At 70.2% G+C, this 24,933-nt stretch carries 25 protein-coding genes; 13 read left to right on the top strand and 12 right to left on the bottom strand.

Annotation, left to right across the window (positions count from 1 at the left end):
• Positions 1–40: 40 nt before the first annotated feature.
• Both MKK55_RS28365 and ndk read right to left on the bottom strand, forming a co-directional pair.
• Positions 41–403 (bottom strand): hypothetical protein, encoded by a 363-nt coding sequence (locus MKK55_RS28365; RefSeq protein WP_147726087.1) that lies wholly within the window; start codon positions 401–403, stop codon positions 41–43.
• Between the two features lie 178 nt (positions 404–581).
• Positions 582–1,004, bottom strand: a complete 423-nt coding sequence (gene ndk / locus MKK55_RS28360) for a nucleoside-diphosphate kinase (protein ID WP_147726086.1) — start codon at positions 1,002–1,004, stop codon at positions 582–584.
• Positions 1,005–1,234: 230 nt separating this feature from the next.
• Between ndk and MKK55_RS28355 the strand changes: the two genes are divergently transcribed.
• On the top strand, positions 1,235–1,741 hold the full coding sequence (locus MKK55_RS28355) for a DUF2147 domain-containing protein (RefSeq protein ID WP_243939050.1): 507 nt from the start codon (positions 1,235–1,237) through the stop codon (positions 1,739–1,741).
• Between the two features lie 64 nt (positions 1,742–1,805).
• Here the strand turns inward: MKK55_RS28355 and MKK55_RS28350 are convergent, their stop codons facing one another.
• Positions 1,806–2,441: a glutathione S-transferase N-terminal domain-containing protein gene (locus tag MKK55_RS28350; RefSeq protein ID WP_243939048.1), complete on the bottom strand. Its 636-nt coding sequence runs from the start codon at positions 2,439–2,441 to the stop codon at positions 1,806–1,808.
• A 244-nt stretch (positions 2,442–2,685) separates the two neighbouring features.
• Here MKK55_RS28350 and MKK55_RS28345 point away from each other — a divergent pair, with 244 nt between their 5' ends.
• The 6 genes from MKK55_RS28345 to MKK55_RS28320 all read left to right on the top strand — a co-directional run bounded on the left by MKK55_RS28345 (position 2,686) and on the right by MKK55_RS28320 (position 7,394).
• Positions 2,686–2,985 carry a hypothetical protein gene (locus MKK55_RS28345; protein WP_147859278.1) on the top strand — a complete coding sequence of 100 codons (300 nt, stop codon included), beginning with the start codon at positions 2,686–2,688 and terminating at the stop codon, positions 2,983–2,985.
• 59 nt (positions 2,986–3,044) lie between these two features.
• A complete protein-coding gene (locus MKK55_RS28340) occupies positions 3,045–3,485 on the top strand; it encodes a DUF4345 domain-containing protein (RefSeq protein ID WP_243939046.1) in 441 nt (146 codons plus the stop codon).
• Entirely contained in the window at positions 3,482–5,515 is a 2,034-nt protein-coding gene (locus tag MKK55_RS28335; protein ID WP_243939043.1) for an FUSC family protein, read from the top strand. The genes MKK55_RS28340 and MKK55_RS28335 overlap by 4 nt, the downstream gene beginning before the upstream one ends.
• Before the next feature lie 25 nt (positions 5,516–5,540).
• Complete coding sequence (locus MKK55_RS28330) at positions 5,541–5,735, top strand: DUF1656 domain-containing protein (RefSeq protein ID WP_147729829.1); 195 nt, start codon at positions 5,541–5,543, stop codon at positions 5,733–5,735.
• The gene (locus MKK55_RS28325) at positions 5,735–6,793 is read left to right on the top strand and encodes an HlyD family secretion protein (RefSeq protein WP_243939041.1); all 1,059 of its coding nucleotides are present in this window, start codon (positions 5,735–5,737) and stop codon (positions 6,791–6,793) included. The genes MKK55_RS28330 and MKK55_RS28325 overlap by 1 nt, the downstream gene beginning before the upstream one ends.
• A gap of 103 nt (positions 6,794–6,896) precedes the next feature.
• On the top strand, positions 6,897–7,394 hold the full coding sequence (locus tag MKK55_RS28320; RefSeq protein ID WP_243939039.1) for a DUF3280 domain-containing protein: 498 nt from the start codon (positions 6,897–6,899) through the stop codon (positions 7,392–7,394).
• 447 nt (positions 7,395–7,841) lie between these two features.
• On the opposite strand, the gene gatB is transcribed toward MKK55_RS28320, so the two are convergent.
• From gatB to gatC, 4 genes are all read right to left on the bottom strand, one after another.
• On the bottom strand, positions 7,842–9,314 hold the full coding sequence (gene gatB, locus MKK55_RS28315; RefSeq protein ID WP_243939037.1) for an Asp-tRNA(Asn)/Glu-tRNA(Gln) amidotransferase subunit GatB: 1,473 nt from the start codon (positions 9,312–9,314) through the stop codon (positions 7,842–7,844).
• A 64-nt stretch (positions 9,315–9,378) separates the two neighbouring features.
• Positions 9,379–9,681: a hypothetical protein gene (locus tag MKK55_RS28310; RefSeq protein WP_147727685.1), complete on the bottom strand. Its 303-nt coding sequence runs from the start codon at positions 9,679–9,681 to the stop codon at positions 9,379–9,381.
• Complete coding sequence (gatA, locus tag MKK55_RS28305) at positions 9,678–11,168, bottom strand: Asp-tRNA(Asn)/Glu-tRNA(Gln) amidotransferase subunit GatA (protein ID WP_243939035.1); 1,491 nt, start codon at positions 11,166–11,168, stop codon at positions 9,678–9,680. The genes MKK55_RS28310 and gatA overlap by 4 nt, the downstream gene beginning before the upstream one ends.
• 97 nt (positions 11,169–11,265) lie before the next feature.
• Positions 11,266–11,553, bottom strand: a complete 288-nt coding sequence (gatC, locus tag MKK55_RS28300) for an Asp-tRNA(Asn)/Glu-tRNA(Gln) amidotransferase subunit GatC (RefSeq protein ID WP_243939033.1) — start codon at positions 11,551–11,553, stop codon at positions 11,266–11,268.
• A gap of 442 nt (positions 11,554–11,995) precedes the next feature.
• Between gatC and MKK55_RS28295 the strand changes: the two genes are divergently transcribed.
• Positions 11,996–12,577 carry an SMI1/KNR4 family protein gene (locus MKK55_RS28295; RefSeq protein WP_243939067.1) on the top strand — a complete coding sequence of 194 codons (582 nt, stop codon included), beginning with the start codon at positions 11,996–11,998 and terminating at the stop codon, positions 12,575–12,577.
• Between the two features lie 22 nt (positions 12,578–12,599).
• Positions 12,600–13,091, top strand: a complete 492-nt coding sequence (ruvX, locus tag MKK55_RS28290) for a Holliday junction resolvase RuvX (RefSeq protein WP_243939031.1) — start codon at positions 12,600–12,602, stop codon at positions 13,089–13,091.
• A 29-nt stretch (positions 13,092–13,120) separates the two neighbouring features.
• Here ruvX and dprA read toward each other — a convergent pair whose 3' ends face one another.
• Genes dprA through MKK55_RS28270 form a run of 4 tightly spaced genes read right to left on the bottom strand, consistent with a single transcriptional unit; the run spans position 13,121 to position 17,213 of the window.
• Positions 13,121–14,299, bottom strand: coding sequence for a DNA-processing protein DprA (dprA, locus tag MKK55_RS28285; protein WP_243939029.1), 1,179 nt, complete (start codon positions 14,297–14,299; stop codon positions 13,121–13,123).
• Positions 14,300–14,320: 21 nt separating this feature from the next.
• Positions 14,321–14,953 (bottom strand): glycerol-3-phosphate 1-O-acyltransferase PlsY, encoded by a 633-nt coding sequence (plsY, locus tag MKK55_RS28280; protein WP_147859269.1) that lies wholly within the window; start codon positions 14,951–14,953, stop codon positions 14,321–14,323.
• Positions 14,950–16,260, bottom strand: coding sequence for a dihydroorotase (locus tag MKK55_RS28275; protein ID WP_243939066.1), 1,311 nt, complete (start codon positions 16,258–16,260; stop codon positions 14,950–14,952). The genes plsY and MKK55_RS28275 overlap by 4 nt, the downstream gene beginning before the upstream one ends.
• A 5-nt stretch (positions 16,261–16,265) precedes the next feature.
• Entirely contained in the window at positions 16,266–17,213 is a 948-nt protein-coding gene (locus MKK55_RS28270) for an aspartate carbamoyltransferase catalytic subunit (protein ID WP_147859268.1), read from the bottom strand.
• 143 nt (positions 17,214–17,356) lie between these two features.
• Here MKK55_RS28270 and MKK55_RS28265 point away from each other — a divergent pair, with 143 nt between their 5' ends.
• From MKK55_RS28265 to topA, 3 genes are all read left to right on the top strand, one after another.
• Positions 17,357–18,211 carry a cytochrome b/b6 domain-containing protein gene (locus MKK55_RS28265; protein WP_243939027.1) on the top strand — a complete coding sequence of 285 codons (855 nt, stop codon included), beginning with the start codon at positions 17,357–17,359 and terminating at the stop codon, positions 18,209–18,211.
• Positions 18,208–19,119, top strand: coding sequence for a molybdopterin-binding protein (locus MKK55_RS28260; RefSeq protein WP_243939025.1), 912 nt, complete (start codon positions 18,208–18,210; stop codon positions 19,117–19,119). Before MKK55_RS28265 ends, MKK55_RS28260 begins: the two co-directional genes overlap by 4 nt.
• 206 nt (positions 19,120–19,325) lie before the next feature.
• A complete protein-coding gene (topA, locus tag MKK55_RS28255; protein WP_243939023.1) occupies positions 19,326–22,088 on the top strand; it encodes a type I DNA topoisomerase in 2,763 nt (920 codons plus the stop codon).
• A gap of 51 nt (positions 22,089–22,139) precedes the next feature.
• Here topA and MKK55_RS28250 read toward each other — a convergent pair whose 3' ends face one another.
• Positions 22,140–22,325, bottom strand: coding sequence for a hypothetical protein (locus MKK55_RS28250; RefSeq protein WP_243939021.1), 186 nt, complete (start codon positions 22,323–22,325; stop codon positions 22,140–22,142).
• A 278-nt stretch (positions 22,326–22,603) separates the two neighbouring features.
• On the opposite strand from MKK55_RS28250, the gene parE reads away from it, so the two are divergent.
• Positions 22,604–24,724 (top strand): DNA topoisomerase IV subunit B, encoded by a 2,121-nt coding sequence (gene parE / locus MKK55_RS28245; RefSeq protein ID WP_243939019.1) that lies wholly within the window; start codon positions 22,604–22,606, stop codon positions 24,722–24,724.
• The last annotated feature ends 209 nt before the right edge of the window (positions 24,725–24,933 follow it).

Raw genomic sequence — 24,933 nt, 5'->3', positions numbered from 1 at the left:
CTCACCCGCAGAAGGGAGAGGGAAAGCCTCGTACTTGTTTCTAGACCGGCCGCTGCAGCTTGCACGAATCCAGTGCGTTCAGCGCCTTGGCGCGGGCGGAATCGTTGAAGTAGCCGGTGGCGCGGTAGGCCTCGATCTCGGACTCGTCGAGCGAGCGCATGGTCTGCTTCGCGTAGCAGCCGCAGGGGCGCTCCAGCGAGGCTTCCGGCGCGTTGGTGATGCGGGCCTGGACCACGGCGCAGGCGTGGCGCACGCGGCCTTCGAGGTTGGCCTTCGGCACCGTGCGCAGCGCCGGGTCGGGCTGGTACTGATCGAACGGCGCGGAGGACCCGCTGGCGAGGGCGGCGGTCGCGGCGAGCGAGAGCAGGCCGGCGGCGATCAGGGACAGGCGGCGGGTCGTCATGGCAGGTCCATTGGCGAGATCTGGAAATCCGACGCCGTTGGACTCTCTGGCCGCCCGCTTCGTCAATGACGGTGCGGCCACACCGCCCTCCATTCCGGGCGATGTGGCGTTCTACCGAGCCGAAGGCGTCCCCGGTGTGTTCCGGCGACCACCCTCGGGCCCGCGGTTCCCGCGTTCCTCAGCCGACGATGTCGGAATCCTGGAAGAACTGCGCGATTTCCATCTTGGCGTTGTCGGCACTGTCCGAGCCGTGGACGGTGTTCTCGCCGACCGATTCCGAGAAGGTCTTGCGGATGGTGCCCTCGGCGGCCTGGGCCGGGTTCGTCGCGCCCATCACCTCACGGTACTTCGCGACGGCGTTCTCGCCCTCGAGCACCTGAACCACCACCGGGCCCGAGGTCATGAAGGTCACGAGCTCGCCGAAGAACGGGCGCTCCTTGTGGATCTCGTAGAACTTCTCGGCCTGGGCCTGGCTCATCTGGATGCGGCGCTGGCCGACGATCCGCAGGCCCGCCTTCTCGATGACCGCGTTGACGGCGCCGGTGAGGTTCCGCTTGGTCGCGTCGGGCTTGAGGATGGAGAAGGTGCGCTCGGTGGCCATGGTCAGTCCGCTTCGGATGAAAATAAAAAACGCCAGCAAGCGCGTCGCGAAAAACGCTTTGGCGCCGGGCTTATAGCGAGGGCGCCGGACACCCTCAACCCGAGCCTGCACGATGCTTGGCCATGGCAACGCTGCAACACTGCCGAAAAATCGCCCGAATGCGGTGGCTGAGTGATCTCACGAACTCCACCCGCCCCGCGCCGTCAGGCGCCAGCTTCGGAGCTACCTGCATGCGTCTCGCCCTCGCCGCCACCCTCCTCCTCGCGGGCATCGCCTCGGCGCACGCCCAGTCGAGCAAGGATCCCTCCGGCACTTGGCTGACCGAGGACGGCCGCGCGAAGATCCGCATCGACCGCTGCGGCGCCGGCCACGCTCAGGTCTGCGGCAAGGTGGTGTGGCTCAAGGTCGCCACCACGGAAGCCGGCGCGCCGCGCACCGACATCAAGAACCCCGATCCGAAGAAGCGCTCGCGCCCCGTACTCGGCCTGCCGCTGATCGAGGGCCTGCAGCCGGACGAGGCGAAGTTCTCCGGCAGCATCTACAACATCGAGGAAGGCAAGATCTATCAGGTCAGCCTCGAGCGCGAGAACGCCTCGGAGCTGTCGGTCTCGGGCTGCCTGCTCAAGGTGCTGTGCGGCTCGCAGACCTGGACCAAGGTGCCGGACGTGAACCAGCAGGCCGCGAATGTCGGCGCCGAGCCGGCGCCGCAGAAGCCGGCCAAGCCCGCCGCCAAGTAGGCGGGACCACTCCCCTGCGGACGCCGTCGATGGCGGCGTCCGATCAGCATGCCGGCGCGCCCGATCAGATCGCGGAGAGGCCTCTCTGCACGGCGGGCCGTGCCAGGACCCGGTCGAGCCACGCCTTCACGTTCGGCAGCGCCCCGAGGTCGACGCCCTGCTTGCCGGTGAACTTCGCCCACGGCACCGTCGCCATGTCGGCGATGGAGTAGTCCCCGGCGAGGTACTCGCGATCCGCCAGCCGCCTGTCGAGCACGCCGTAGAGCCGGTTGGTCTCGGCGGTGAACCGCTCGATCGCGTAGGGGATCTTCTCCTTCGCGTAGATCTTGAAATGGTGGGTCTGGCCGAGCATCGGCCCGAAGCCGGCGCATTGCCAGAACAGCCACTCGTCGACCGCGACGCGCGCCCGCTCGTCGGGCGGATAAAAGCGGCCGGTCTTGCGCCCGAGGTATTGCAGGATCGCGCCGGATTCGAAGATCGAGACCGGCTCGCCGCCCGGCCCGTCGTGATCGACGATCGCCGGGATCTTGTTGTTGGGCGAGATTTCGAGGAACGCGGGCGCCATCTGCTCGCCCTTGGCGATGTCTACCGGGACGACCCGATACGGCAGGCCGCACTCCTCCAGCATGATCGGGATCTTCCAGCCGTTCGGCGTGCTCCAGGTGTGGAGATCGATCGGTTTGCCGGTCACGGCCGCCATCGCTTGCCTTCGCTCTCCAACGGATCGGCCGGCCGTCACGACGGGCCCCGTCTGCCGACGGTAGCTACCTCGGAACTCGGCGCGTACTCAAGGGCGCCCGATCACCGCTCACGTTTTCGAGAGATCACCGGGTCGCCTGTTGCCGCTCGGTCGTTCGGCCTTGTCCTCGGCCAAGCTTGGCGATGTGGTGGGGCGAGGTAGCGCACGTCGCGATTCGACGTGCCGCCCCGGAGGGTCCGCCGTCATGTTCGCCCGTTTCCTCGCGATCGCCGCCTTCGCCGTTCCGCTGGCCCTCGCACAGCCGGTCCTGGCCAAGGATCCGCCCGCGGCCAAGCCGACCGAGACGCCGATGGCCGCGCCGGCCGCGCCAGCGGCCAAGCCCGACGCCGCCCCGAGCGCGGGGCAGATGGCGGCGCGCCAGCGCCAGAAGACCTGCGGCGCGCAGTGGCGGGCGCTAGCCGACGCCGAGAAGGTGTCGCAGGGTCCGAAGTGGCCGCAATACTGGAGCAAGTGCAACAAGCGCCTGAAGGGCGAGAAGGCCTGACGGATCGTCCTGCGTTCCGGCGGGTTGTGCGTTCTGGTACTCAAGCGTAACCGAACGCGATGATGACGGAACGACAGGCGCTGCAGCGCACGGTGGCGGTCGCGGCGATCGTTCCGATCGCCGCCGGATTGTATGGCGTGGTCTTCGGCATGAACGGCCTGGAGGTCGGCCTGCCCGACATCTCGGCCGACAGCCATTTCCGCTACCTGTCCGGCCTGCTCACCGGCATCGGCATCCTGTTCCTGACCTGCGTCGCCGGGATCGAGGAGAAGGGCCGGCTCTTCCGGTTCCTCACCCTCGTCGTCGTGCTCGGCGGGCTCGCGCGCCTGCTCGGCCTGTGGCTCACCGGCGTCCCGTCGCTGACGATGCTCGCGGCGCTCGGCATGGAGCTCGGCGTCACGCCGCTGCTCTGCCTGTGGCAGGCGCGGATCGCCGGGCGGGCGCGGGACGCCGCCGCGATCGTGGAGACAGGGGCCGCCCCCGGCACGCCGGCGCGATGAGCGAGGCCGCCACCGAAACCACGCCCTGGCTCGGCCGGATGGTCGACCGGCTCGACGCGATCGTGCCGAAGCCGGCCGCCTGGGCCTTCGCCCTGCGGATCTGGCTGGCGATGATGCTGGCGCTCTACGCCGCGTTCTGGTTGCAGCTCGACAGCGCGTCGTCGGCCGCCACCGGCGTGGCGATCCTGGCGCAGCCGAAGCGCGGGCAGGCGATCTCGAAGGCCGCCTACCGCTTCCTCGGCACCGTGATCGGCGGCATCGTCGCGATCGTGTTCATGGCGCTGTTCGCGCAGGACCGGGTGACGCTGCTGGTCGCGTTCGCGGTTTGGATCGGGGTCTGCGTCTTCATCGCCCAGTACCTGCAGGACACCCGCGCCTACGGCGCGATGCTGTCCGGCTACACCGTAGCGATCATCGCGCTCGCGCATATCGATGCGCCGCAGTCGACCTTCGACGCGGCGGTCGGGCGCCTGGCCGCGATCACGGTCGCGATCGTCACCATCACCTTCATCAACGACGCCCTCGCCTCGCCGAGCACGTGGCGAACGTTGCTGCCGACGCTGGCCTCGGCCTACGCGGGCACCAAGACCTTCGCCCGCGAGGCGTTCACCTCGGGCGATCCCGGGGCGCTGCGGACCGCCGCGCTGATCCGGACGATCGCGCCGATGCGGGCGGATGCCAGCGCGATCGCCGGCGAGCTCGACGACGGCCCCTACCGGGCGGCCGGCGCCCGCAGCGCCATCGCGGCGCTCTACGTGATGGCGGCGGCGAGCCGTGCCGCGGCGAACGCGGCCGCGTCCCTGCGCCATCCGAGCTCGGCGGTCGAGGAGGCGATCGGGCTGTGCCGCGAGGTCGCGTCCGGCGGGGTCGGCGAACCGGATGCCGGCCGCCTCGACCGGATCGATGCACGCCTGCGCGACCTCGTCGATGCGGCGGTCCGCGATGGGCGCCGGCCGCTGGACGAGCTGGTGGCGCTCCAGCGCTGCCTCGACTTCGTCAACGCCGCGACCTTCGCCGACGACGGCCTGCGCGCCCTCGCGGACGGCCACGTGCCGCTGCGCGACGTCAAGCTTCCGACCCACCGCGACTTCCCCGTGGCCCTGCGCGCCGCGTTGCGGGTGGCGATCGGCTTCGGGCTCACAGCCGCCTTCATGGTCCTCTCGGGCCTGCCGCAGACCTCGTTCGCGCTGGTCCAGGTCGCCTCGACCTGCGCGCTGTCCTCGACCGCGCCCGATCCGAAGAAGTTCGCCGTCGGCGTCCTCATCGGCATGCCGCTGGCCTCGCTGTTCGCCGGCATCGTGCTGTTCGGCTTCCTCAACGGGAACCAGGGTTTCCCGTTGCTCGCGATCGCGATGATCGTGCCGGTGTTCGTCGCCTGCTTCCTGTCGCTGAACCCGTCCACCTTCGGCATCGGCTTCATCGCGCTGGTGTTCACGCCCGTGCTGATCGCGCCCGAGAACCCGCAGAGCTACGACCCGCAGACCTTCCTGATGAACGCGGTGCTGGTGATGGCCTCCGCGGTCATCCTGTTTCTCGCCGTCCGGCTGGTGCTGCCGATCTCGGCCTCGCAGCATCGCGCCTTTGCCCTCGATTCCGCCAAGCGCGCCCTGGCGGAAGCGCTGGCGGGCGAAGGCGGCGACGCGACCACGCGGACCAGCCTGAACGCCGACCGCTTGTTCCAGTTCGCGGGATACACCTCCGGCAGCCGCGCCGTGCGGCACATGGCGATGGTGCACGCCTTCGCCCTGTCGCAGCTCGAATCCGCGGCGGCGCGCGCCCACGCCCAGATGCGGCTGCTGAGCGGCACCGAGGCGATGCGTGCCCCCGTCGCGAAGGGCCGCGAGGCTTTGGCGCGCGGCGATGCCTGGCGCCTGCAGGACGCGGCCCGCGACCTCCTCCGCGCCGCCGCCGATCACGAGCGCGGCACGCGCATGACGGTCGCGCGCGCGGCGACCGACCTGGTGGCCGCCGCACGCGTTATCGAGCGTCATCGGCGCTTCCTCGTGCGCCTCGACATGCCCGGTTTTTGAAACGAAGGGGTCCCGGAAGGCGACGATGCGTCACGAACTGCAAATCGGCGGGATCCTGGTCTCGCCCTTCGTCGCCTATGCGCTCGGCGCCTTCGCGATCCTGATCGCGCTACGCTTCGTCTTCGCGCGCATCCGCTTCAGCCGCTACGTCGCCAACCCGCCGCTCGCCGAGGCCGGGATCTACGTCTGCGTGCTCGCCCTCCTGATCGTGTTGCTGTGATGGCCGACGAGGACGACCCCAAGGCCTCGACGGCCGATCGCGCGGACGCGACGCGCGCCGACCCGCCGGCGCTCGCCGACGACCGCCCGGCCCGTGCCCGGCGCGGGCGCATCGGAAAGGTCCTTCGGCTCGCCGCGACCGGAGTGATCCTGCTGCTCGCCTTCCTCGCCGCGGCGGTGGTCTGGTCGTACTACGTCACCGCGCCGTGGACGCGCGACGGGCGGGTGCGGGTCCAGGTCGCCAGCATCGCGCCGCAGGTGTCGGGGCAGATCGTCGAGCTTCGCGTCGGCGACAACCAGACCGTGAAGCGCGGCGACGTTCTCTACGTGATCGATCCGTTCGACTTCGAGGTGAACGTCGCCTCGGCCGAGGCCGAGGTGAAGAACCGCGAGGCCGACCTTTCCGTCAAGAACGCCCAGTCGGCGCGGCGACAGGCGCTGACCACGGTCTCGACCTCCGTCGAGGAGAAGCAGCAATACGCGGGCACCGCCAAGATCGCCGAGGCGGCCTTGGAGACCGCCAAGGCGCAGCTGTCGCAGGCCAAGACCAACCTCGCGCGCACCCAGGTGAAGTCCACCGTCAACGGCCGCGTGACCAACCTGCTGCTGCGCACCGGCGACTACGCCTCGACGGGCACCTCGAACATCTCGGTGATCGACACGGACTCGTTCTGGGTCGACGGGTATTTCGAGGAGACCAAGATGGAGAACATCCATGTCGGCGACCCGGCCGAGATGGCGCTGATGGGCTATTCCGGGCACCTGCGCGGCACGGTCGAGAGCATCACGCAGGGCATCTCCACCGCGAATGCGGCACCGAGCACGCAGGGCCTCCCCAACGTCGATCCGGTCTACACCTGGGTGCGGCTGGCGCAGCGGGTGCCGGTGCGGATCCGCATCGGCCACGTGCCGCCGGGCGTTCCCCTGGTCGCCGGCATGACCGCGACGGTCGTCGTCGGCGAGGGCGGCACGCCGCCGCCGGCCTGGTTCATGAATCTGCGCCGGCGCATCACCGGCGAGCCGGCGCCGACCCGGGAGGCGGAGGCCGAGAAGCGCTGAGGCCGGCGCCGTCCGAGCCCGCCGAGCCGTGTTGCAGAAAGTTGCGGCCTGCCGCGTGTCCCTGTACCGGCGCGCCCGGATGCGCGGGCTCGCGAGGAACGCCATGACACGCCGCCCCCTGCGCGTCCTCATCGCCGCCGCCGGGCTGGCGCTGGCCGCGACCGGCGCCCGGGCCGCGCCAGCCAAGGCGGCGGTGTTCGACGTCCAGTTCGCGAACCGGTCGCCCGTCGCCCCCGACGCGGCCGAGACGGGGCGCCTCAAGCGCATCGGCACCGAATTTCGCGACCTTCTGCAGAACAAGGGCCTGTTCACGCTGGTCTCGGCCGAGCCGGTCCGCGAGGAGGTCGCCAGGAGCGTGGACCTGCGTCCCTGCAACGGCTGCGCCGTCACCGTCGCGAAAAGGCTCGGGGCCGACACCGCGATCACCGGCGAGGTCCAGAAGGTCTCGAACCTGATCCTCGACCTCGATGTCTACGTGAAGCCAGTCGCCGACGACGCGCCGAAGCGGGCCTGCAGCGTCGACCTGCGCGGCAACACCGACGAATCGTTCGATCGCGCCGTGCCCCACATGGTCGAGAACAACATGAGCGACGGGCCGTAGGACCGGTCGATCCTAAGGATCTCGCAGAGCTTGAGACGCCGACCCGATCGATGTCGCGACGCATCGAGAGATCGCCCACTATCGTCCAGGCGATCTTTTGCGGTGCGATCGACTATTCGCACATGCGAAGACTGGAAAGGGCAGCCGAAATGCACGCTTGACGTCGTGGTCTGTCGGGATCAGTCTATCTCCGTGCTTCGCCGATGGCGAAGCCGAGGCCGACCGGTGGGGTGAGCCTTCCGCCGGAGCAGGCAGGAGGAGACGAGCATGACTCCACCGCAGCGCGACGCCGCCACGACGACTTCGTGACCCGTTCGGCCCGAGGTCCAGCGGCATCAGACGGACGACGGACGGAAGCGGCCTCAGGGGCGCAGAAGCGGCCGGCACGGCTCGCCTTCGAATGCGCGAAATGCCCCGGCTCGGCCGCTTCCGCCCGGTTCTCAGATTCTACTCGATCCCGAGCTTGCTCTTGAGCAGGGCGTTGACCGCCGCCGGGTTCGCCTTGCCGCCGGTGGCCTTCATGGTCTGGCCGACGAACCAGCCGAGCAGCGTCGGCTTCTCCTTCGCCTGCTGAACCTTGTCGGGGTTCTTGGCGATGATGTCGTCGACCGCCGCCTCGATCGCGCCGGTATCGGTGACCTGCTTCATGCCGCGGGCCTCGACGACCGCGCGCGGGTCTCCGCCTTCCGTCCAGACGATCTCGAACAGGTCCTTGGCGATCTTGCCCGAGATGACGCCCTCGCCGATCAGGTCGATGATCCGGCCGAGCTGGTCGGCGGAGACCGGCGTCGCGTCGATGCCGAGGCCTTCCTTGTTGAGGCGGCCGAACAGCTCGTTGATCACCCAGTTCGCGGCCGCCTTGCCGTCGCGCCCGCGCGCCACCGCCTCGTAGTAGTCGGCCGACGCCCGCTCGGCCACGAGCACGTTGGCGTCGTAGGCGCTGAGCCCGAAATCGGCGACGAAGCGCGCCTTCTTGGCGTCCGGCAGCTCGGGCAGGCCCTCGGCGAGGGCGTCGACGTAAGCCTGGTCGAACTCGAGCGGCAGCAGGTCCGGATCGGGGAAGTACCGGTAGTCGTGCGCCTCTTCCTTGGAGCGCATCGAGCGGGTCTCGCCCTTGGCCGGGTCGTACAGGCGGGTCTCCTGGGAGATCGTGCCGCCATCCTCGATGAGCGTGATCTGGCGGCGCGCCTCCGACTCGATCGCCTGGCCGATGAAGCGGATCGAGTTGACGTTCTTGATCTCGCAGCGGGTGCCGAGCGGCTGGCCGGGACGGCGCACCGAGACGTTCACGTCGGCGCGCAAGCTGCCCTTCTCCATGTCGCCGTCGCAGGTGCCGAGGTAGCGCAGGATGGTGCGCAGCTTGGTCACGTAGGCGCGGGCCTCCTCGGAGGAGCGCAGGTCCGGCCGCGAGACGATCTCCATCAGCGCGACGCCGGACCGGTTGAGGTCGACGAAGCTCTGGGTCGGGTTCTGATCGTGCAGCGACTTTCCGGCATCCTGCTCGAGGTGCAGCCGCTCGATCCCGACGGTGATCGACTCGCCGTCGAGCAGGTCGACGACGACCTCGCCCTCGCCGACGATCGGGTCCTTGTACTGCGAGATCTGGTAGCCCTGCGGCAGGTCCGGGTAGAAGTAGTTCTTCCGGTCGAACACCGAGCGGTGGTTGATTCGCGCCTTAAGGCCGAGGCCGGTGCGCACCGCCTGGGCCACGCATTCCTCGTTGATTACCGGCAGCATGCCGGGCATCGCCGCATCGACCAGCGAGACGTGGTCGTTCGGCTCGGCCCCGAACTCGGTGGAGGCGCCGGAGAACAGCTTCGAGCGGCTGGTGACCTGGGCGTGGATCTCCATGCCGATCACCACCTCCCAGTCGTGCTCGGCGCCCTTGATGAGCTTCTTCGGGTTCACGGGAGCCGTCATGCTCGGACTTTCATGCAACGGGGCGCCGGGGCGCCGCGGAGTGTCGTGGCGGTGCGGGGACCGGTCAAGGCGCGTGCGGCCGCAGGATCCGCCGGGCGGTGAAGCCGAGGATCGACCACAGGATGGCCGCGCCCACCCGCACCGGGAAGAAGGTCGGCCCGTCGTGGCTGACCGGCGCCGGCCACGGGATGCCGATCGCGGTGACCGCCCAGGAGAACAGCACCGCGGCGACGAAGCCGGCGATGACCGCGACGAACAGCTTGCCGAACTGATCGGCCGACCAGCCGAGATAGAGGCAGACCGCGATCAGGACCGGGTCGAACCCGGCCCAGATCCAGACCGTCCAGGGATAGTAGGGGACCGTCACCACCAGGCCTTCGGCAGGACCGTGCGTCCGGCGGCGCGCTCGATCACCTCGGCGGTGGCGAACAGGGTCTCCTCGTCGAAGGGGCGGCCGATGAGCTGGAGCCCGAGCGGCAGGCCCTGGCCGTCGAGGCCGGCCGGCACCGCGATGCCGGGAAGACCGGCCATGTTCACCGTCACGGTGAAGACGTCGTTGAGGTACATCTCGACCGGGTCGGCCGAGGCCTTCTCGCCGATGCCGAAGGCGGCGGACGGCGTCGCCGGCGTCAGGATCGCGTCGACACCGGCCGCGTATACCTCCTCGAAGTCGCGCTTGATCAGCGTGCGAATCTTCTGGGCGCGGACGTAGTAGGCGTCGTAGTAGCCGGCCGAGAGCACGTAGGTGCCGATCATGATCCGGCGCTTGACCTCGCGGCCGAACCCCGCCGCGCGGGTGTTCTCGTACATCGCGGCGATGTCCTTGCCGGGCACCCGCAGGCCGTAGCGCACGCCGTCGTAGCGGGCGAGGTTCGAGGAGGCCTCGGCCGGCGCGACGATGTAGTAGGCCGGCAACGCCAGCTTGGTGTGGGGCAGCGAGATCTCGCGGATCGTCGCGCCGGCATCCTTCAGCCAGGCGGCGCCGTCGTCCCAGAGCTTCTGGATCTCGCTGGGCATGCCCTCGACCCGATACTCCTTCGGGATGCCGATGGTCAGGCCCTTTACCCCGCGCGAGACCGCGGCCTCGAAATCCGGCACCGGGAGGTCGACGCAGGTGGTGTCGCGCGCGTCGGGGCCGGCCATCGAGCCGAGCAGGATCGCGCAGTCGCGCACCGTGCGGGCGATCGGGCCGGCCTGGTCGAGAGAGGAGGCGAAGGCCACCGTGCCCCAGCGCGAGACGCGGCCGTAGGTCGGCTTGATGCCGACGGTGCCGGTGAAGGCGGCCGGCTGCCGGATCGAGCCGCCGGTGTCGGTCGCGGTGGCGCCGAGGCAGAGATGCGCGGCGACCGCCGCCGCCGAGCCGCCCGACGAGCCGCCCGGGACGATCTTGGCGTCGGAGAGGACGCCCATTTCCTGCCGGCGCCACGGCGAGATCACGTCGCCGTAGGCGCTGGTCTCGTTCGAGGAGCCCATCGCGAACTCGTCGAGGTTGAGCTTGCCCAGCATCACCGCGCCGTCGCGCCAGAGGTTGGCCGAGACGGCGGATTCGTAGTGCGGCTCGAAGGTCTCGAGGATCCTGGAGCCTGCGGTCGTGACGACGCCCTCGGTGCAGAACAGGTCCTTGATGCCGAGCGGCAGCCCTTCGAGCGGGCCGGCCTCGCCCTTGGCGATCCTCGCGTCGGAGGCGTCCGCCATCGTCAGGGCGCGGTCGGGCGTCTCCAGCAGGTAGGCGTTGAGGACCCGCGCCTTCTCCAGCGCCGCGATGTGCGCCTGCGCGATCTCGCGGGCGGAGAAGGTCTTGGCCTTCAGGCCGTCGCGCGCCTCGGCGAGGCTGAGTTCGTTAAGGTCTGTCACGCTGTTCGTCCTCGGCCGTTCGGCCGCGATGCGGGTCGGGGGCGTTCCGTCGGGCGGGGCCGGCGGGCGCGGCAGGCGTCCTTCGCGGAAGGACCGCCTACTCGACGACTTTCGGGACCAGGAAGTAGTGGTCCTCCGTCTCGGGCGCGTTGGCGACGACGTCGACCGCGCGGCCGCCGTCGGTGACCACGTCCATGCGCTTCTTCATCGCCATCGGCGTCACCGAGGTCATCGCCTCGACGCCGGTCACGTCGACCGCGCCGAGCTGCTCGACGAAGGCGAGGATGGCGTTCAGCTCGCCCTGCAGCGGCGCGACCTCGTCTTCGGCGACCGCGATGCGGGCCAGATGCGCGATGCGCCGGACTGTCTTCTCGTCGACCGACATGCTGCCTGTTCGTCTCGGCTGTTCGTCCCGAAGGACCCGGCGCGCCGCGGCGGAGATGCGCCGCGTCGGCTGGTCCCTCGACGGTCCGGGCGCTATAGCACCGGGCTTCGCGACGCCGCAACGCGCCGGGGCGTCAGGTGACGACGTGGTTCGGCGTCACCGTCGTCTCGACCACGATGCCGGCCGGGCGGATCGGGAAGCACGCGGCCAGGGTGAAGCCGAGCACCAGGACCTCGAAGGCGACGAGCAGCATCACCTTGTGCCGCCGCGGCAGCGGGCGGCGAGGAGGGGACGCGTGGGGGACGAGAGAACCGATGGCGCGCAAGATTGCCTCCGCAGCGGGCTTAACGAAACCTTAACCATCGTTATGAGGGAAGCGCTGCGTTGTCGGCCACGGCAAACTCGCGACGCGGTTAACGGTTGTGGATGGAGCGTGAGCGCGATGTGGAACACGGTGTTCGAGCGGCTTCATCCGGGCGCACGCTCGAGCGACGCCGAGATCGCGCGGGCGGAGGCCGAGCTCGGCTTCGCGCTGCCCGAATCGTATCGCAGCTTCTGCCGTGACTGCGGCGCCGGCCTCGCCAACGGCCATTTCCGGATCGCCACGCCCCTGCCCTACCCGGCGGCCGACCTGATGACGCGGGCGGAGATCATCGCCGACAGCATCAACGCGGCGATCGCGGCGCTCTCGGCCACCGACGCGCCGCACCGGTTCGCGATCGAGGACGGCGACCTGTCGCGGCTCGCACGCGCCTGCTTCTTCGGCGAGGGCGAGGACGGCAGCTTCCTGTTCTGGGACGTCGCCGGCGCGGGCGAGTACCCGATCTGGGTGATGGCCGCGGATCTCGAAACAGTCCGCTTCGGCGGCGACAGCCTCGACGCGTTCTTCCGGCGCACGCAGGGCCTGACGATCCTCGACGTGCTCGTCGACGGCACCCCGCCGCTGGCCTCGACCTTCGAGGGCATCGAGGCGGCGGTGCTGGCGCGGGCCGGCGAGGCGAGCCCGCCCGGCGAGCCGGCATAGGGCGCGAGCGGAACGGGATACGATGGACACGGACACCTTACGCGCCTTCGCCGAGGCCTCGCGCGGCGGGCCCCGGCTGATCGGCATCGATCTCGGCACCAAGACGATCGGGCTCGCCCTGTCGGATCTCGGCCGCCAGATCGCGTCGCCCTTGGAGACGATCAAGCGGGTGAAGTTCACGCCCGACGTCGCGCGGCTGCGCTTCCTCTGCGAGCAGCACGCGGTCGGCGGGCTGGTGATCGGGCTGCCGCTCAACATGGACGGCAGCGAGGGCGTGCGGGTGCAATCGACGCGCTCGTTCGTGCGCAACCTCAAGCCGCTCCTCGACCTGCCGGTCCTGTTCTACGACGAGCGCCTTTCGACCGCCGTCGTCACGCGTGCGCTGATCGCGGCCGACACCTCGCGGGCCAAGCGCGGCGCGCTCGTCGACAAGCTCGCCGCCGCCTACATCCTGCAGGGCTGCCTCGACCGGATGCGGGGGCTGGTCGAGTCCGAGGACGACGACCCGTTCTGAGCGCTTGCGCGCGTCTCGCCGGCCGCGGCTCAGCCGATCAGCGACACCATCCCGCTGCCGTGCCGCTCGATCCGCCCGTCGAGTTCGAGCTCGAGCAGCGTGGTCTGGACGCGGCGCACGGAGAGCCCGGTGGCACGCGCAAGCTCGTCCGTGCCGACCGGCGTCGGGCTGAGCGCGGCGACGAGCGTCTCCCGGTCGCCCACCGGCTCTGCCGGTTCCGGCGCCTCGAACGGCGCAGCCGGCATCGGCGCGGCGCCGTCATCGAGGTCGATCTCGTCCCAGAAGTCCGGCTGGTCGGCGAGGTCCGGTCGCGGGAGCGCCGGCACCCGGTCGGGGTCGTCGCCGCGCTCGATCAGCGGTGCGATGGCGGCGAGGACGTGCTCGACCTCGGCGACGAGCGTCGCCCCCTGTCGGATCAGGTCGTTGGTGCCCTCCGCCCGCGGGTCGAGCGGAGAGCCCGGCACCGCGAAGACCTCGCGACCCTGCTCGAGGGCGAAGCGCGCGGTGATCAGCGAGCCCGAACGGCGTGCCGCCTCGACCACCACGGTGCCGTAGGCCAGCCCCGAAATGATGCGGTTGCGCCTCGGGAAGTCGCGCCCGCGCGGCACCCAGCCCATCGGCATCTCGGCGATCACCGCCCCGCCCGCCTCCAGGATCGCCTCGACGAGGCCGGCATGGTTGGCCGGATAGATCTTGTCGTGGCCGCCCGCGAGCACCGCGACGGTGCCGGTCGCGGCGGACGCCTTGTGCGCGCGGGCGTCGATCCCGCGGGCCAGGCCGGAGACGACGACGAGCCCCGCTTCGCCGAGACCGCGCGCCAGCCGCTCGGTGAAGGCGAGCCCGGCGGCCGGGGCGTTGCGCGAGCCGACGATCGCCACCGCCGGCCTTGAAAGCGCGTCGGCGGATCCGCGCACCGCGACGAGGGGCGGCGCGGAATTGGCCGCCTGAAGGATCTTCGGGTAGCCCGCCTCGCCCATCGCGACGATGCGGGCACCGAGGCGGCACGCTGCCGCGATTTCCGCCTCGGCCTCGGCCCGCGCCGGCGGCACGACGCGCCGTCCCCGGCGCGCGGTCAGGTCCGGCAGGGCCGCGAGGGCGCCGGCCGCGCCGCCGAAGCGGTTGATCAGGCTGCGGAACGTGCGCGGCCCGACCTCTTCGGTTCGGATCAGGCGGAGCCAGTCGAGCCTTTGTGCGTCGGTGAGCTGCACGGGCCTTCCCCCGAAGGGGTCTCAGCCCTTCTGACCGATCCGTCCCTCGGTGCCGTCGACCAGCCGGCGGATGTTGGGCGCGTGCTTCCACCATAGCAGCAGGCCGAGGACGAGGAAGAGGCCCGCGCGCGCCGGATCGTTCAAGGCCCACAGAATGATAGGGGTCGCGGCCGAGGCTGCGAGCGCCGCGAGCGACGAGTAGCGCAGGGCGAAGGCGAGGCCGAGCCAGATCGCCGCGAAGGCGAGCAGCGCCGGCGGGCTCAGGGCGAGCAGCACCCCGAGGAAGGTCGCGACGCCCTTGCCGCCCCTGAACCCGAGCCAGACCGGGAAGAGATGCCCGAGGAAGGCGCCGAGCCCGGCCGCGAGCGCCGGCCACGCGCCGGTCCCTTCGCCGGTCCCTTCGCCGAACCGCTGCGCGATCAGCACCGCCGCGGTGCCTTTCAGGGCGTCGCCGAGCAGCGTCGCGGCGGCGAGCCCCTTGCGGCCGGTGCGCAGCACGTTGGTCGCGCCGATGTTGCCCGACCCGATCGCCCGCACGTCGCCGAGGCCGGCAAGCCGCGTGAAGACGAGCCCGAACGGGATCGAGCCGAGGGCGTAGCCGAGCGCCAGGCAGCCGAGGACGACCGGCCAGGCCATGTCCGACAGCGCGCTCATGCGGCCCCCGCGAGGTCGGCCGAGCGGTGGACGATCCGGCCGCCGACGAGCGTCAGCACCGCGGCGCCCTGCATCCGCGCCTCGTCGAACGGCGAGTTCTTCGAGCGCGACTTCAGGGTCCGCTTGTCGAGCACGTAGGGCACGTCCGGATCGATCAGCACGAGGTCGGCCGGGGCGCCGACCGCGAGCCGACCGGATTCGCGCCCGAGGATGCGCCCCGGATTCGCCGACAGCGCCGCGAGCAGGCGCGCGAGCGTGACGTCGCCGGCGCGCACGAGGCGGAGCGCGGCGCCGAGCAGGGTCTCGATCCCGAGCGCGCCGTCGGCGGCCTCGGCGAAGGGCAGGCGCTTGGTCTCGACGTCCTGCGGGTTGTGATCGGAGACGACGACGTCGATCACGCCCTCGTTCAGCGCCGCCGCCAGCGCCTGCCGGTCGGCCTCGCCGCGCAAGGGCGGCGAAAGCTTGCAGAAGGTGCGGTAGTGCCCGATGTCGCCCTCGTTCAGGACGAGGTTGTTGATCGAGGCGCCGCAGGTCACCGGCAATCCGTCGTGCTTGGCCCGGCGCACGATCTCGACCGAGTCGGCGCAGGAGATCATCGCCGCGTGGTAGCGCGCGCCGGTGAGGCGGACGAGGCGGAGGTCGCGCTCCAGCATCATCGTCTCGGCCTCGCGCGGAATGCCCATCAGCCCGAGCCGCGAGGCCAGCTCGCCCTCGTTCATCACGCCTTCGCCGACGAGGTCGGGCTCCTCGACGTGCTGCATCAGCAGCGCGTTGAAGTCGCGGGCGTAGGTCATCGCCCGCCGCATCACCTGCGCGTGCGTCACGGCGCGGAGCCCGTCGGTGAAGGCGACGGCGCCGGCCTCCTGGAGCAGGCCGAACTCGGTCATCTCGTGGCCGGCAAGCCCCTTGGTGATCGCCGCCGCCGGCAGGACGTTGACGCAGGCCGTGTCGCGGGCGCGGCGCAGCACGAAGTCGACGATCGCCGGCCCGTCGATCACCGGGTTGGTGTCCGGCATGCAGACCAGCGTCGTGACCCCGCCGGCCGCCGCCGCGGCGCTGGCGCTCGCCAGGGTCTCGCGGTGCTCGGCGCCGGGCTCGCCGACGAAGGCGCGCATGTCGATCAGGCCCGGCGCCAGCACGTGGCCGGCGCAGTCGATCGTCCGCGCGCCCTCCGGCAGGCCGGGCGCCGCGCCCCAGGCGATGTCGGCGATGCGGCCGTCGCGGATCAGGACATGGCCCGGCCCTTCGCGGCCGTCGGCCGGGTCGAGGAGGGTGGCGTTGGTCAGGATCTGAGCTTGTTCGGTCATGGCCATCACGCGTTCGGCAGATGCGAGGCCAGCGCTTCCATCACCGCCATGCGCACGGCGACGCCCATCTCGACCTGCTCGCGAATCAGCGACTGCGCCCCGTCGGCGATGTCGGAGGCGATCTCGACGCCGCGGTTCATCGGGCCGGGATGCATCACCAGGGCGTCGGGAGCGGCGAGCGCGAGCTTGTCGGCGTCGAGGCCGAAATAGCGGAAATACTCCTTCACCGAGGGCACGAAAGAACCGTTCATGCGCTCGCGCTGCAGGCGCAGCATCATCACGATGTCGCAGCCGTCGAGGCCCTTGCGCATGTCGGTGAAGACCTCGACGCCGAAGCGCTCGATGCCGGCGGGCAGGAGCGACGACGGGGCGATCACGCGGACGCGCGCACCCATCGCCTGCAGCAGGATCAGGTTCGAGCGCGCGACGCGGCTGTGCAGCACGTCGCCGCAGATCGCGACGCGAAGCCCCTCGATCCGCCCCTTGTTGCGGCGGATGGTCAGCGCGTCGAGCAGCGCCTGCGTCGGGTGCTCGTGGGCGCCGTCGCCGGCATTGACCACCGAGCAGTCGACCTTCCGCGCGAGCAGGTGCACGGCGCCGGCCGAATGGTGGCGCACCACGATGATGTCGGGCCGCATGGCGTTCAGCGTCGCCGCGGTGTCGATCAGCGTCTCGCCCTTCTTCACCGAGGACGAGGCCACCGACATGTTCATCACGTCGGCGCCGAGGCGCTTGCCGGCGAGCTCGAACGAGGATTGCGTGCGGGTCGAGGGCTCGAAGAACAGGTTGATCTGAGTGCGGCCGCGCAGCGTCGCGCGCTTCTTCTCGACCTGACGGGAGATCGCCACCGCCGCGTCCGCCCGGTCGAGCAGCCCTTCGATGTCGGGGCGCGACAGGCCCTCTATCCCGAGGAGATGCCGGTGGGGATAGTTCGGGTGCGTCGGCTGGCTCATCGCCTCGCGTGATAGGTCGCGCCCGGTGCGACGGCAAGCGCGCGGCGCGAGACCGGGCTGGCAACTTTCGGCGGCGGCGATACGTAACCAGCCGAGACGAGGCGGCGAAGTGGTCGCCACTCGGACAATCAGGTGACACTCCCTTGGCAGCTTCCCCGGCGATCCCCTCCGGCACCGCGACGCCCCGCCGCGAGGCGATCTACCGGCATCCGCTGGCGATCCGCGTCGCGCACTGGCTCAACGCCGCCTCCCTGCTGATCCTGCTGATGAGCGGGCTGCAGATCTTCAACGCGCATCCGGCCCTGTACTGGGGCGCGAAGTCGACCTTCGACACCCCGGCGCTGGCGATCACCAGCGACACCGACGCCAACGGCAACGCCCGCGGCATCGTGACGATCGGCGGCCGCACCTTCGACACCACCGGCGTGCTCGGGCTCTCGAAGGACCAGGGCCAGATGGCCGACCGGGCCTTCCCGGTGTGGAGCACGATCCCCTCGGGGCAGGATCTCGCCACCGCGCGGCGCTGGCACTTCCTGTTCGCCTGGGCGCTGGTGATCAACGGGGCGATCTACCTGCTCTACGGGCTGGTGTCGGGGCAGCTTCGCCGGCGGGTGATCCCGGACGGCGACCAGATCCGCGACTTCGGCGGCTCGGTGCGCGAGCATCTCACCCTCCACTTCCCCAAGGGCGAGGAGGCCAAGCGCTACAACGTGCTGCAGAAGCTGACCTACCTCGCCGTGATCGCCGGCCTTCTGCCGGTGATGGTGCTGGCCGGCCTCGCGATGTCGCCGGGCATGGACGCCGCCTGGCCCTGGCTGGTTGACGTGTTCGGCGGCCGGCAGTCGGCGCGCACGATCCACTTCATCGTGGCCAACCTCCTGGTGCTGTTCGTGATCGTGCACGTGGTGCTGGTGCTGGTGTCGGGCTTCTGGAACAACATGCGCGGCATGGTCACCGGCTGGTTCGCGATCGAGAAGGACGGAGCGACCCCGCGATGAGCAACCTCGACCGCCGCCGCTTCCTCACCACCGTCGCCGCGCTCGGCGGCACCGCGATGCTCGCCGGCTGCGACCGCTTCGCCGGGTCCGCCTACGGCCCGCGGACGCTGAAGGCCGGCGAGGACGCCAACCTGTTCGTGCAGCGCTTGCTGCTCTCGAACGCCTCCCTGGCGAAGGAATTTCCGGATTCCGAGATCTCGGCGGTGTTCAAGCCGAACGGCACGATCGACCCGCCGGACAAGGCCTACAAGGCGCTTGCGGCCTCGAACTTCTCGACCTTCAAGCTCGAGGTCGGGGGCCTCGTCGAGCATCCGCAGAGCTTCGGCCTCGCCGATCTCCGCGCGCTGCCGTCGCGGACGCAGACGACCCGGCACGATTGCGTCGAGGGCTGGAGCTGCATCGGAAAATGGTCCGGCGTGCCGTTGGCCGAGGTGCTGAACCGCGCCGGGCTGAAGCCGCAGGCGCGCTACGTCGTGTTCCACTGCGCCGACACGCTCGAATATGCCGGCGGCGGCCTCGAAGCCGGCAAGGACGGCGCGTTCCTGCAGCCGGAGAACCCGAGCGCGGTGCGCTACGTCCAGGTGGCGGCCGCGGGCAACGATGCCGACGCCTGGGGCGGTGCCCCGGCCGAGGAGCCCGAGGAGACGCGCACGCCGATCCGCTACTACGAGAGCATCGACCTCGCCGACGCCTTCCACCCGCAGACGATCCTCGCCTACGACCTCAACGGAAAGCCGCTCCCGGTCTCGAACGGCGCGCCCCTGCGCCTGCGGCTCGAGCGGCAGCTCGGCTACAAGCAGGCCAAGTACGTGATGCGGATCGAGGTGGTCGAATCGCTGGCCAGGATCGGCGACGGCCAGGGCGGCTACTGGGAGGACCGCGGCTACGAATGGTACGCCGGCATCTGAGACCGGCCCCCTCCCCCCGCAGAGGGGGGGAGAATGCCCACCCGTACGCGCCTCCCGGCAGGCGCCCCGAACAGCCCCCCATTTGACAACCCGCGGGGCATGAACCACTTCATGCCCCGCGCAGGTCCGGCCCGGCCGCGGCGCGAAACCCAACAATTGGTGCGTTCCTGCTGCTGCTCGGGCTTTGACGAGAGGCTGTTTCGTCCATGAAAGTCGTCGTCGTCGAGTCGCCAGCCAAAGCCAAGACCATCAACAAGTATCTTGGCCGCGACTATGAAGTCATCGCCTCGTTCGGGCACATCCGCGACCTTCCGGCCAAGGACGGGTCGGTCGATCCCGAAGCCGATTTCAACATGATCTGGGAGCTCGACGCCCGCGGCTCGAAGCAGGTGTCCGAGATCGCCCGCGCCGTGAAGGGCGCGGACAAGCTGATCCTGGCAACCGACCCGGATCGCGAGGGCGAGGCGATCTCCTGGCACGTGCTGGAAGCGCTGACCGCCCGCAAGGTGCTGAAGGGCATCCCGGTCGAGCGCGTCACCTTCAACGCGATCACCAAGGCGTCGGTCGAGACGGCGATGCGGCAGCCGCGCCAGATCGATCAGGCGCTGGTCGACGCCTACCTGGCGCGCCGGGCGCTCGACTACCTCGTCGGCTTCAACCTGTCGCCGGTGCTGTGGCGCAAGCTCCCCGGCGCCCGCTCGGCCGGCCGCGTGCAGTCGGTAGCCTTGCGGCTCGTCTGCGAGCGCGAGGTCGAGATCGAGCGCTTCAAGCCGCGCGAGTACTGGTCGCTGGTCGCGACCCTCTCGACCGCCGACGGCGGCGTGTTCGAGGCTCGCCTCGTCGGGGCCGACGGCAAGCGCATCCAGCGCCTCGACGTCGGCAATGGCGAGGATGCGGCCGCGTTCAAGCGCGACCTCGAGCTCGCGACGTTCCAGGTGGCCTCGGTCGAGGCGAAGCCCGCCAAGCGCCATCCGCAGCCGCCCTTCACGACGTCGACGCTGCAGCAGGAGGCGTCGCGAAAGCTCGGGATGGCGCCGGCGCAGACCATGCGCGTCGCCCAGAAGCTCTACGAGGGCGTTGACATCGGCGGCGAGACGGTGGGCCTGATCACCTACATGCGGACCGACGGCGTCGACATGGCGCCCGAGGCCATCGCCGACGCGCGCCGGGTCATCGGCCGCGAGTTCGGCGACAAGTACGTCCCGGGCGTGCCGCGCCGCTACAGCGCCAAGGCCAAGAACGCGCAGGAGGCCCACGAGGCCGTGCGCCCGACCGACATGGGCCGGCTGCCGAAGCAGGTCGCGCGGATGCTTGATCCTGAGCAGGCCAAGCTCTACGACCTGATCTGGACGCGGACCGTCGCCAGCCAGATGGAGTCGGCCGAGCTGGAGCGCACCACGGTCGACGTGACCGCCAGCGTCGGCCCGCGCCGGATCGACCTGCGCGCCACCGGTCAGGTCGTGAAGTTCGACGGCTTCCTCACCCTCTACCAGGAGGGCAAGGACGACGAGGAGGACGAGGACGGCAAGCGCCTGCCGCCGATGAAGGCCGGCGAGGCGCTGAAGCGCGAGCGCATCGCCTCGACCCAGCACTTCACCGAGCCGCCGCCGCGCTTCTCCGAGGCCAGCCTCGTCAAGCGCATGGAGGAGCTCGGCATCGGCCGGCCCTCGACCTACGCCGCGGTGCTCCAGACCCTGCGCGACCGCGAATACGTCAAGATCGAGAAGAAGCGCCTGCAGCCCGAGGACAAGGGCCGGCTCGTGACCGGCTTCCTCGAGAGCTTCTTCAAGCGCTACGTCGAGTACGACTTCACCGCCGACCTCGAAGGCCAGCTCGACCGGGTCTCGAACGCCGAGATCGACTGGCGCGACGTGCTGCGCGACTTCTGGCGCGACTTCTCCGCCGCCGTCGGCGGCACCAAGGAGCTGCGCGTTACCGAGGTGCTGGAGGCGCTGAACACGCTTCTCGGCGACCACATCTTCCCCGAGAAGGCCGACGGCTCGAACCCGCGCACCTGCCCGACCTGCGGCTCGGGCCAGCTCTCGCTGAAGCTCGGCAAGTTCGGCTCCTTCGTCGGTTGCTCGAACTACCCGGAATGCAAGTTCACCCGGCAGCTTTCGGCCGCGGGCATCGAGGGCGAGGGCGACGGCTCATCGCCGGACGGCAGCCCGCCCGGCACGCGGGTGCTCGGCAACGATCCGGTGAGCGGATTGCCGGTGACGATCCGCGACGGCCGGTTCGGCCCGTTCGTCCAGCTCGGCGAGGCCTCGACCGAGAAGGACGCGGCCAAGCCCAAGCGCTCGTCGCTGCCGAAGGGCGTGACGCCGTCGATGGTCGACCTGGAGAAGGCGCTGCGGCTGCTGTCGCTGCCGCGCGAGGTCGCCCGGCACCCGGAGACCGGCGAACCGATCCTGGCCAATCTCGGCCGGTTCGGGCCCTACGTCCAGCACGGCAAGACCTACGCGAACCTGGGCAAGGACGACGACGTGCTCGAGGTCGGCGCCAACCGGGCGATCGACCTGATCGTCGCCAAGGAACAGGGCCGCGGCCGCGGCCGCCCGTCCTCGGATCCTGGCCGACCGATCGGCAAGGACGAGGCGACGGGTCGCGAGCTGGTGGTCAAGGCCGGCAAGTACGGCGCCTACGTCACCGATGGCGAGGTCAACGCGACCCTGCCGAAATCGATGGCCGCCGAGGCGCTGACGCTCGCCGAGGGCATCGACCTCGTCAACGCCAAGCGCGCGGCCGGCGGGGGCAAGCCGAGCCGCGGCCGCAAGGCCGCGCCGGCGCGGGGTGCGAAGGCCACGGCGCGCAAGCCGGCGAAGGCGGCCAAGGACGGCGAGGTCGGGACGGTGAAGACCGCTTCCAAAACCTCTGCCAAACCCGCCGCGAAGAAGCGCGCCACGCCGAAGGCCGCTGCGGGCAAGGCCGCTGCGAAGCCGGCTTCGAGCAAGAAGGCCAGCGGCTGAACCGCCGGCGGCGCGGCTTGCCGGCGGTCCGCGCCAGGCGCGTCGCAGGTCTCAGACGAGGTAGCTGATCGTCGCGGCGAAGGCCGTCGCGAAGGTCGCCAGGGCGATCGTCGTCGGATTGACGAAGGCCGCGCGAGAGACGGGCGCCGCGTCCTGCTCGCATCCGAAGGCTTGCCCGGCGGCGCGCTCGAGGCGCGCGAGGATCAGGGTTCGAGCTTCGATCGAAGCACTCGTCATCGGCGGCGTCCCAGCCCTCGTTACGGCAAAGATCTTGTGATATATTTCAGGATCATGCCGCCGGTTCCGCGCGAAATTGCAGCGTGAGGCGATCTTAACCGGATCTGCGCATCACCCCGATGACGGTTGCATCGCAGCGTTTGGAGGGTTCGCGCTGCACATGCGAAGCTGCATAGCGGATTCGGCCTGCGATCGCCTTTGATGTTTCCGTTTTGTTCCGGTATCGTGAGCGGATGAAAGCCCATGCGAGACGTGACCCGAAGCCTGGAGCCCGTCGGTTGAGCGACGCCCCCATCGACCTGTTCGGGCCGGGCGCGAAGGCCGCTGCCCATTCTTCGCCCGCCCATTCTTCGCCGGCCAAGCCTTCGGCCACGGATCCCTCGCCCGCCGCGCCCCTGCCCTCGTCCGAGCGCCGGCGCAAGCCGACGGCGCCGATGGCGGCGCTCGAGCCGCTCGCCGGTCCGGAGGCCGGCTACACCGCATCCGACATCGAGGTGCTGGAAGGGCTGGAGCCGGTGCGGCGCCGGCCCGGCATGTATATCGGCGGCACCGACGAGCGGGCGCTGCACCACCTGTTCTCGGAGGTGATCGACAATTCGATGGACGAGGCGGTGGCGGGCCACGCCAGCTTCATCGAGGTCGAGCTGGAGGAGACCGGCGCGCTCGTCGTCACCGACAACGGCCGCGGCATCCCGATCGACCCGCACCCGAAGTTTCCCGGCAAGTCCGCGCTCGAAGTCATTATGACGACGCTGCATGCGGGCGGGAAGTTCGACTCGAAGGTCTACGAGACCAGCGGCGGCCTGCATGGCGTCGGCATCTCGGTGGTGAACGCGCTGTCCGACCTCCTGGAGGTCGAGGTCGCGCGCAACCAGACGCTCTACCGCCAGAGTTTTTCGCGCGGTCATGCGCAGGGCGGGTTGGAAACCGTCGGGCGGGTGCAGAACCGGCGCGGCACGCGCATCCGCTTCCATCCCGACGCGCAGATCTTCGGCTCGCTGGCGTTCGACCCGCGCCGCCTGTTCAAGATGGCGCGCTCGAAGGCCTACCTGTTCGGCGGCGTCGAGATCCGGTGGCGGTGTGCGCCGGCGCTGATCGAGGGCACCGACATCCCGGCCGAGGCGGTGCACCGCTTTCCCGGAGGCCTGCGCGACTACCTCGCCCGCGACATCGAGGGCAAGGAGCTCGTCACCGACGCGATCTTCTCCGGCAAGATCACAAAGCCCGGCTCGCACGGCTCGCTCGAATGGGCCGTGGCCTGGATGGTCCACGACGACGGCATCTCCGCCTCGTACTGCAACACCATCCCGACGCCCGAGGGCGGCACCCACGAATCCGGCCTGCGCGTCGCGCTGCTGCGGGCGCTGCGCGAGCACGCCGAGCGGGTGAACCAGGCCAAGCGCATGACGGCGGTGACCACCGACGACGTGATGGCGACCTGCGCCTCCATGCTGTCGGTCTTCATCCGCGAGCCGGAGTTCCAGGGCCAGACCAAGGACAAGCTCGCCACCGTCGAGGCGTCGCGCATCGTCGAGACCGCGATCCGCGACGCCTTTGACCATTGGCTCGCCGCGTCGCCGGCCCAGGCCAACAAGGTGCTCGACTGGGTGATCGACCGGGCCGAGGAGCGCCTGCGCCGACGCCAGGAGAAGGAGGTCGCGCGCAAGACCGCGACGCGCAAGCTGCGGCTCCCCGGCAAGCTCGCCGATTGCTCGGCCGCCGGCACCGCGGGCTCGGAGATCTTCATCGTCGAGGGCGACTCGGCCGGCGGCTCGGCCAAGCAGGCGCGCGACCGGGCCACGCAGGCGATCCTGCCGCTGCGCGGCAAGATCCTGAACGTCGCTTCGGCCAGCCGCGACAAGCTCGGTGCGAACCAGCTCATCGGCGACCTGACCCTGGCGCTCGGCTGCGGCACGGGCGGTCAGTACCGCGACGAGGAGCTGCGCTACGACAAGGTGATCATCATGACGGACGCCGACGTCGACGGCGCCCACATCGCCTCGCTGCTGATCACCTTCTTCTACCGGCAGATGCCGAAGCTCATCGACAAGGGCCACCTCTACCTCGCGATGCCGCCGCTCTACCGGCTGCAGCAGGGCACCAAGACGGCCTACGCCCGCGACGACTCGCATAAGGAGCAGCTGATCAAGACGGTGTTCAAGAACGGCAAGGTCGAGATCAGCCGCTTCAAGGGGCTGGGCGAGATGATGCCGGCGCAGCTGAAGGAGACGACGATGGACCCGAAGAAGCGCATCCTGATGCGCGTCGCCGTCCTCGATGAGGCGCGCGAATCGACCGGCGACGCGGTCGAGCGCCTGATGGGCAACAAGCCGGAAGCCCGCTTCACCTTCATCTCCGAGCGAGCCGCCTTCGCCGAGAAGACCGACCTCGACATCTGAGCGGCCCGGCACGGCGGTCCGATCTGAGCCCGGCCGCGAGGCCGGGCTTTTTCATGCCCGCGATCCGACGACGAAAAAAGCCCGGCCTTTCGGCCGGGCTTCTCGGGTCGGGTCGAACCGCGGCTCTGGGCGAGCCGCGGCGGATCCAGCAGGTCCTAGTACGAGCCGAACTTGTAGTTCAGGCCGGCGCGCACGACGGCGAACTCGGT

Origin of the sequence: Methylobacterium sp. J-059 (assembly GCF_022829485.1) — a bacterium.
In the GTDB taxonomy this organism is placed as follows: domain Bacteria; phylum Pseudomonadota; class Alphaproteobacteria; order Rhizobiales; family Beijerinckiaceae; genus Methylobacterium.
Note: the sequence above shows the minus strand (reverse complement) of the source record. Positions and strands in the feature narration are given on the sequence as shown.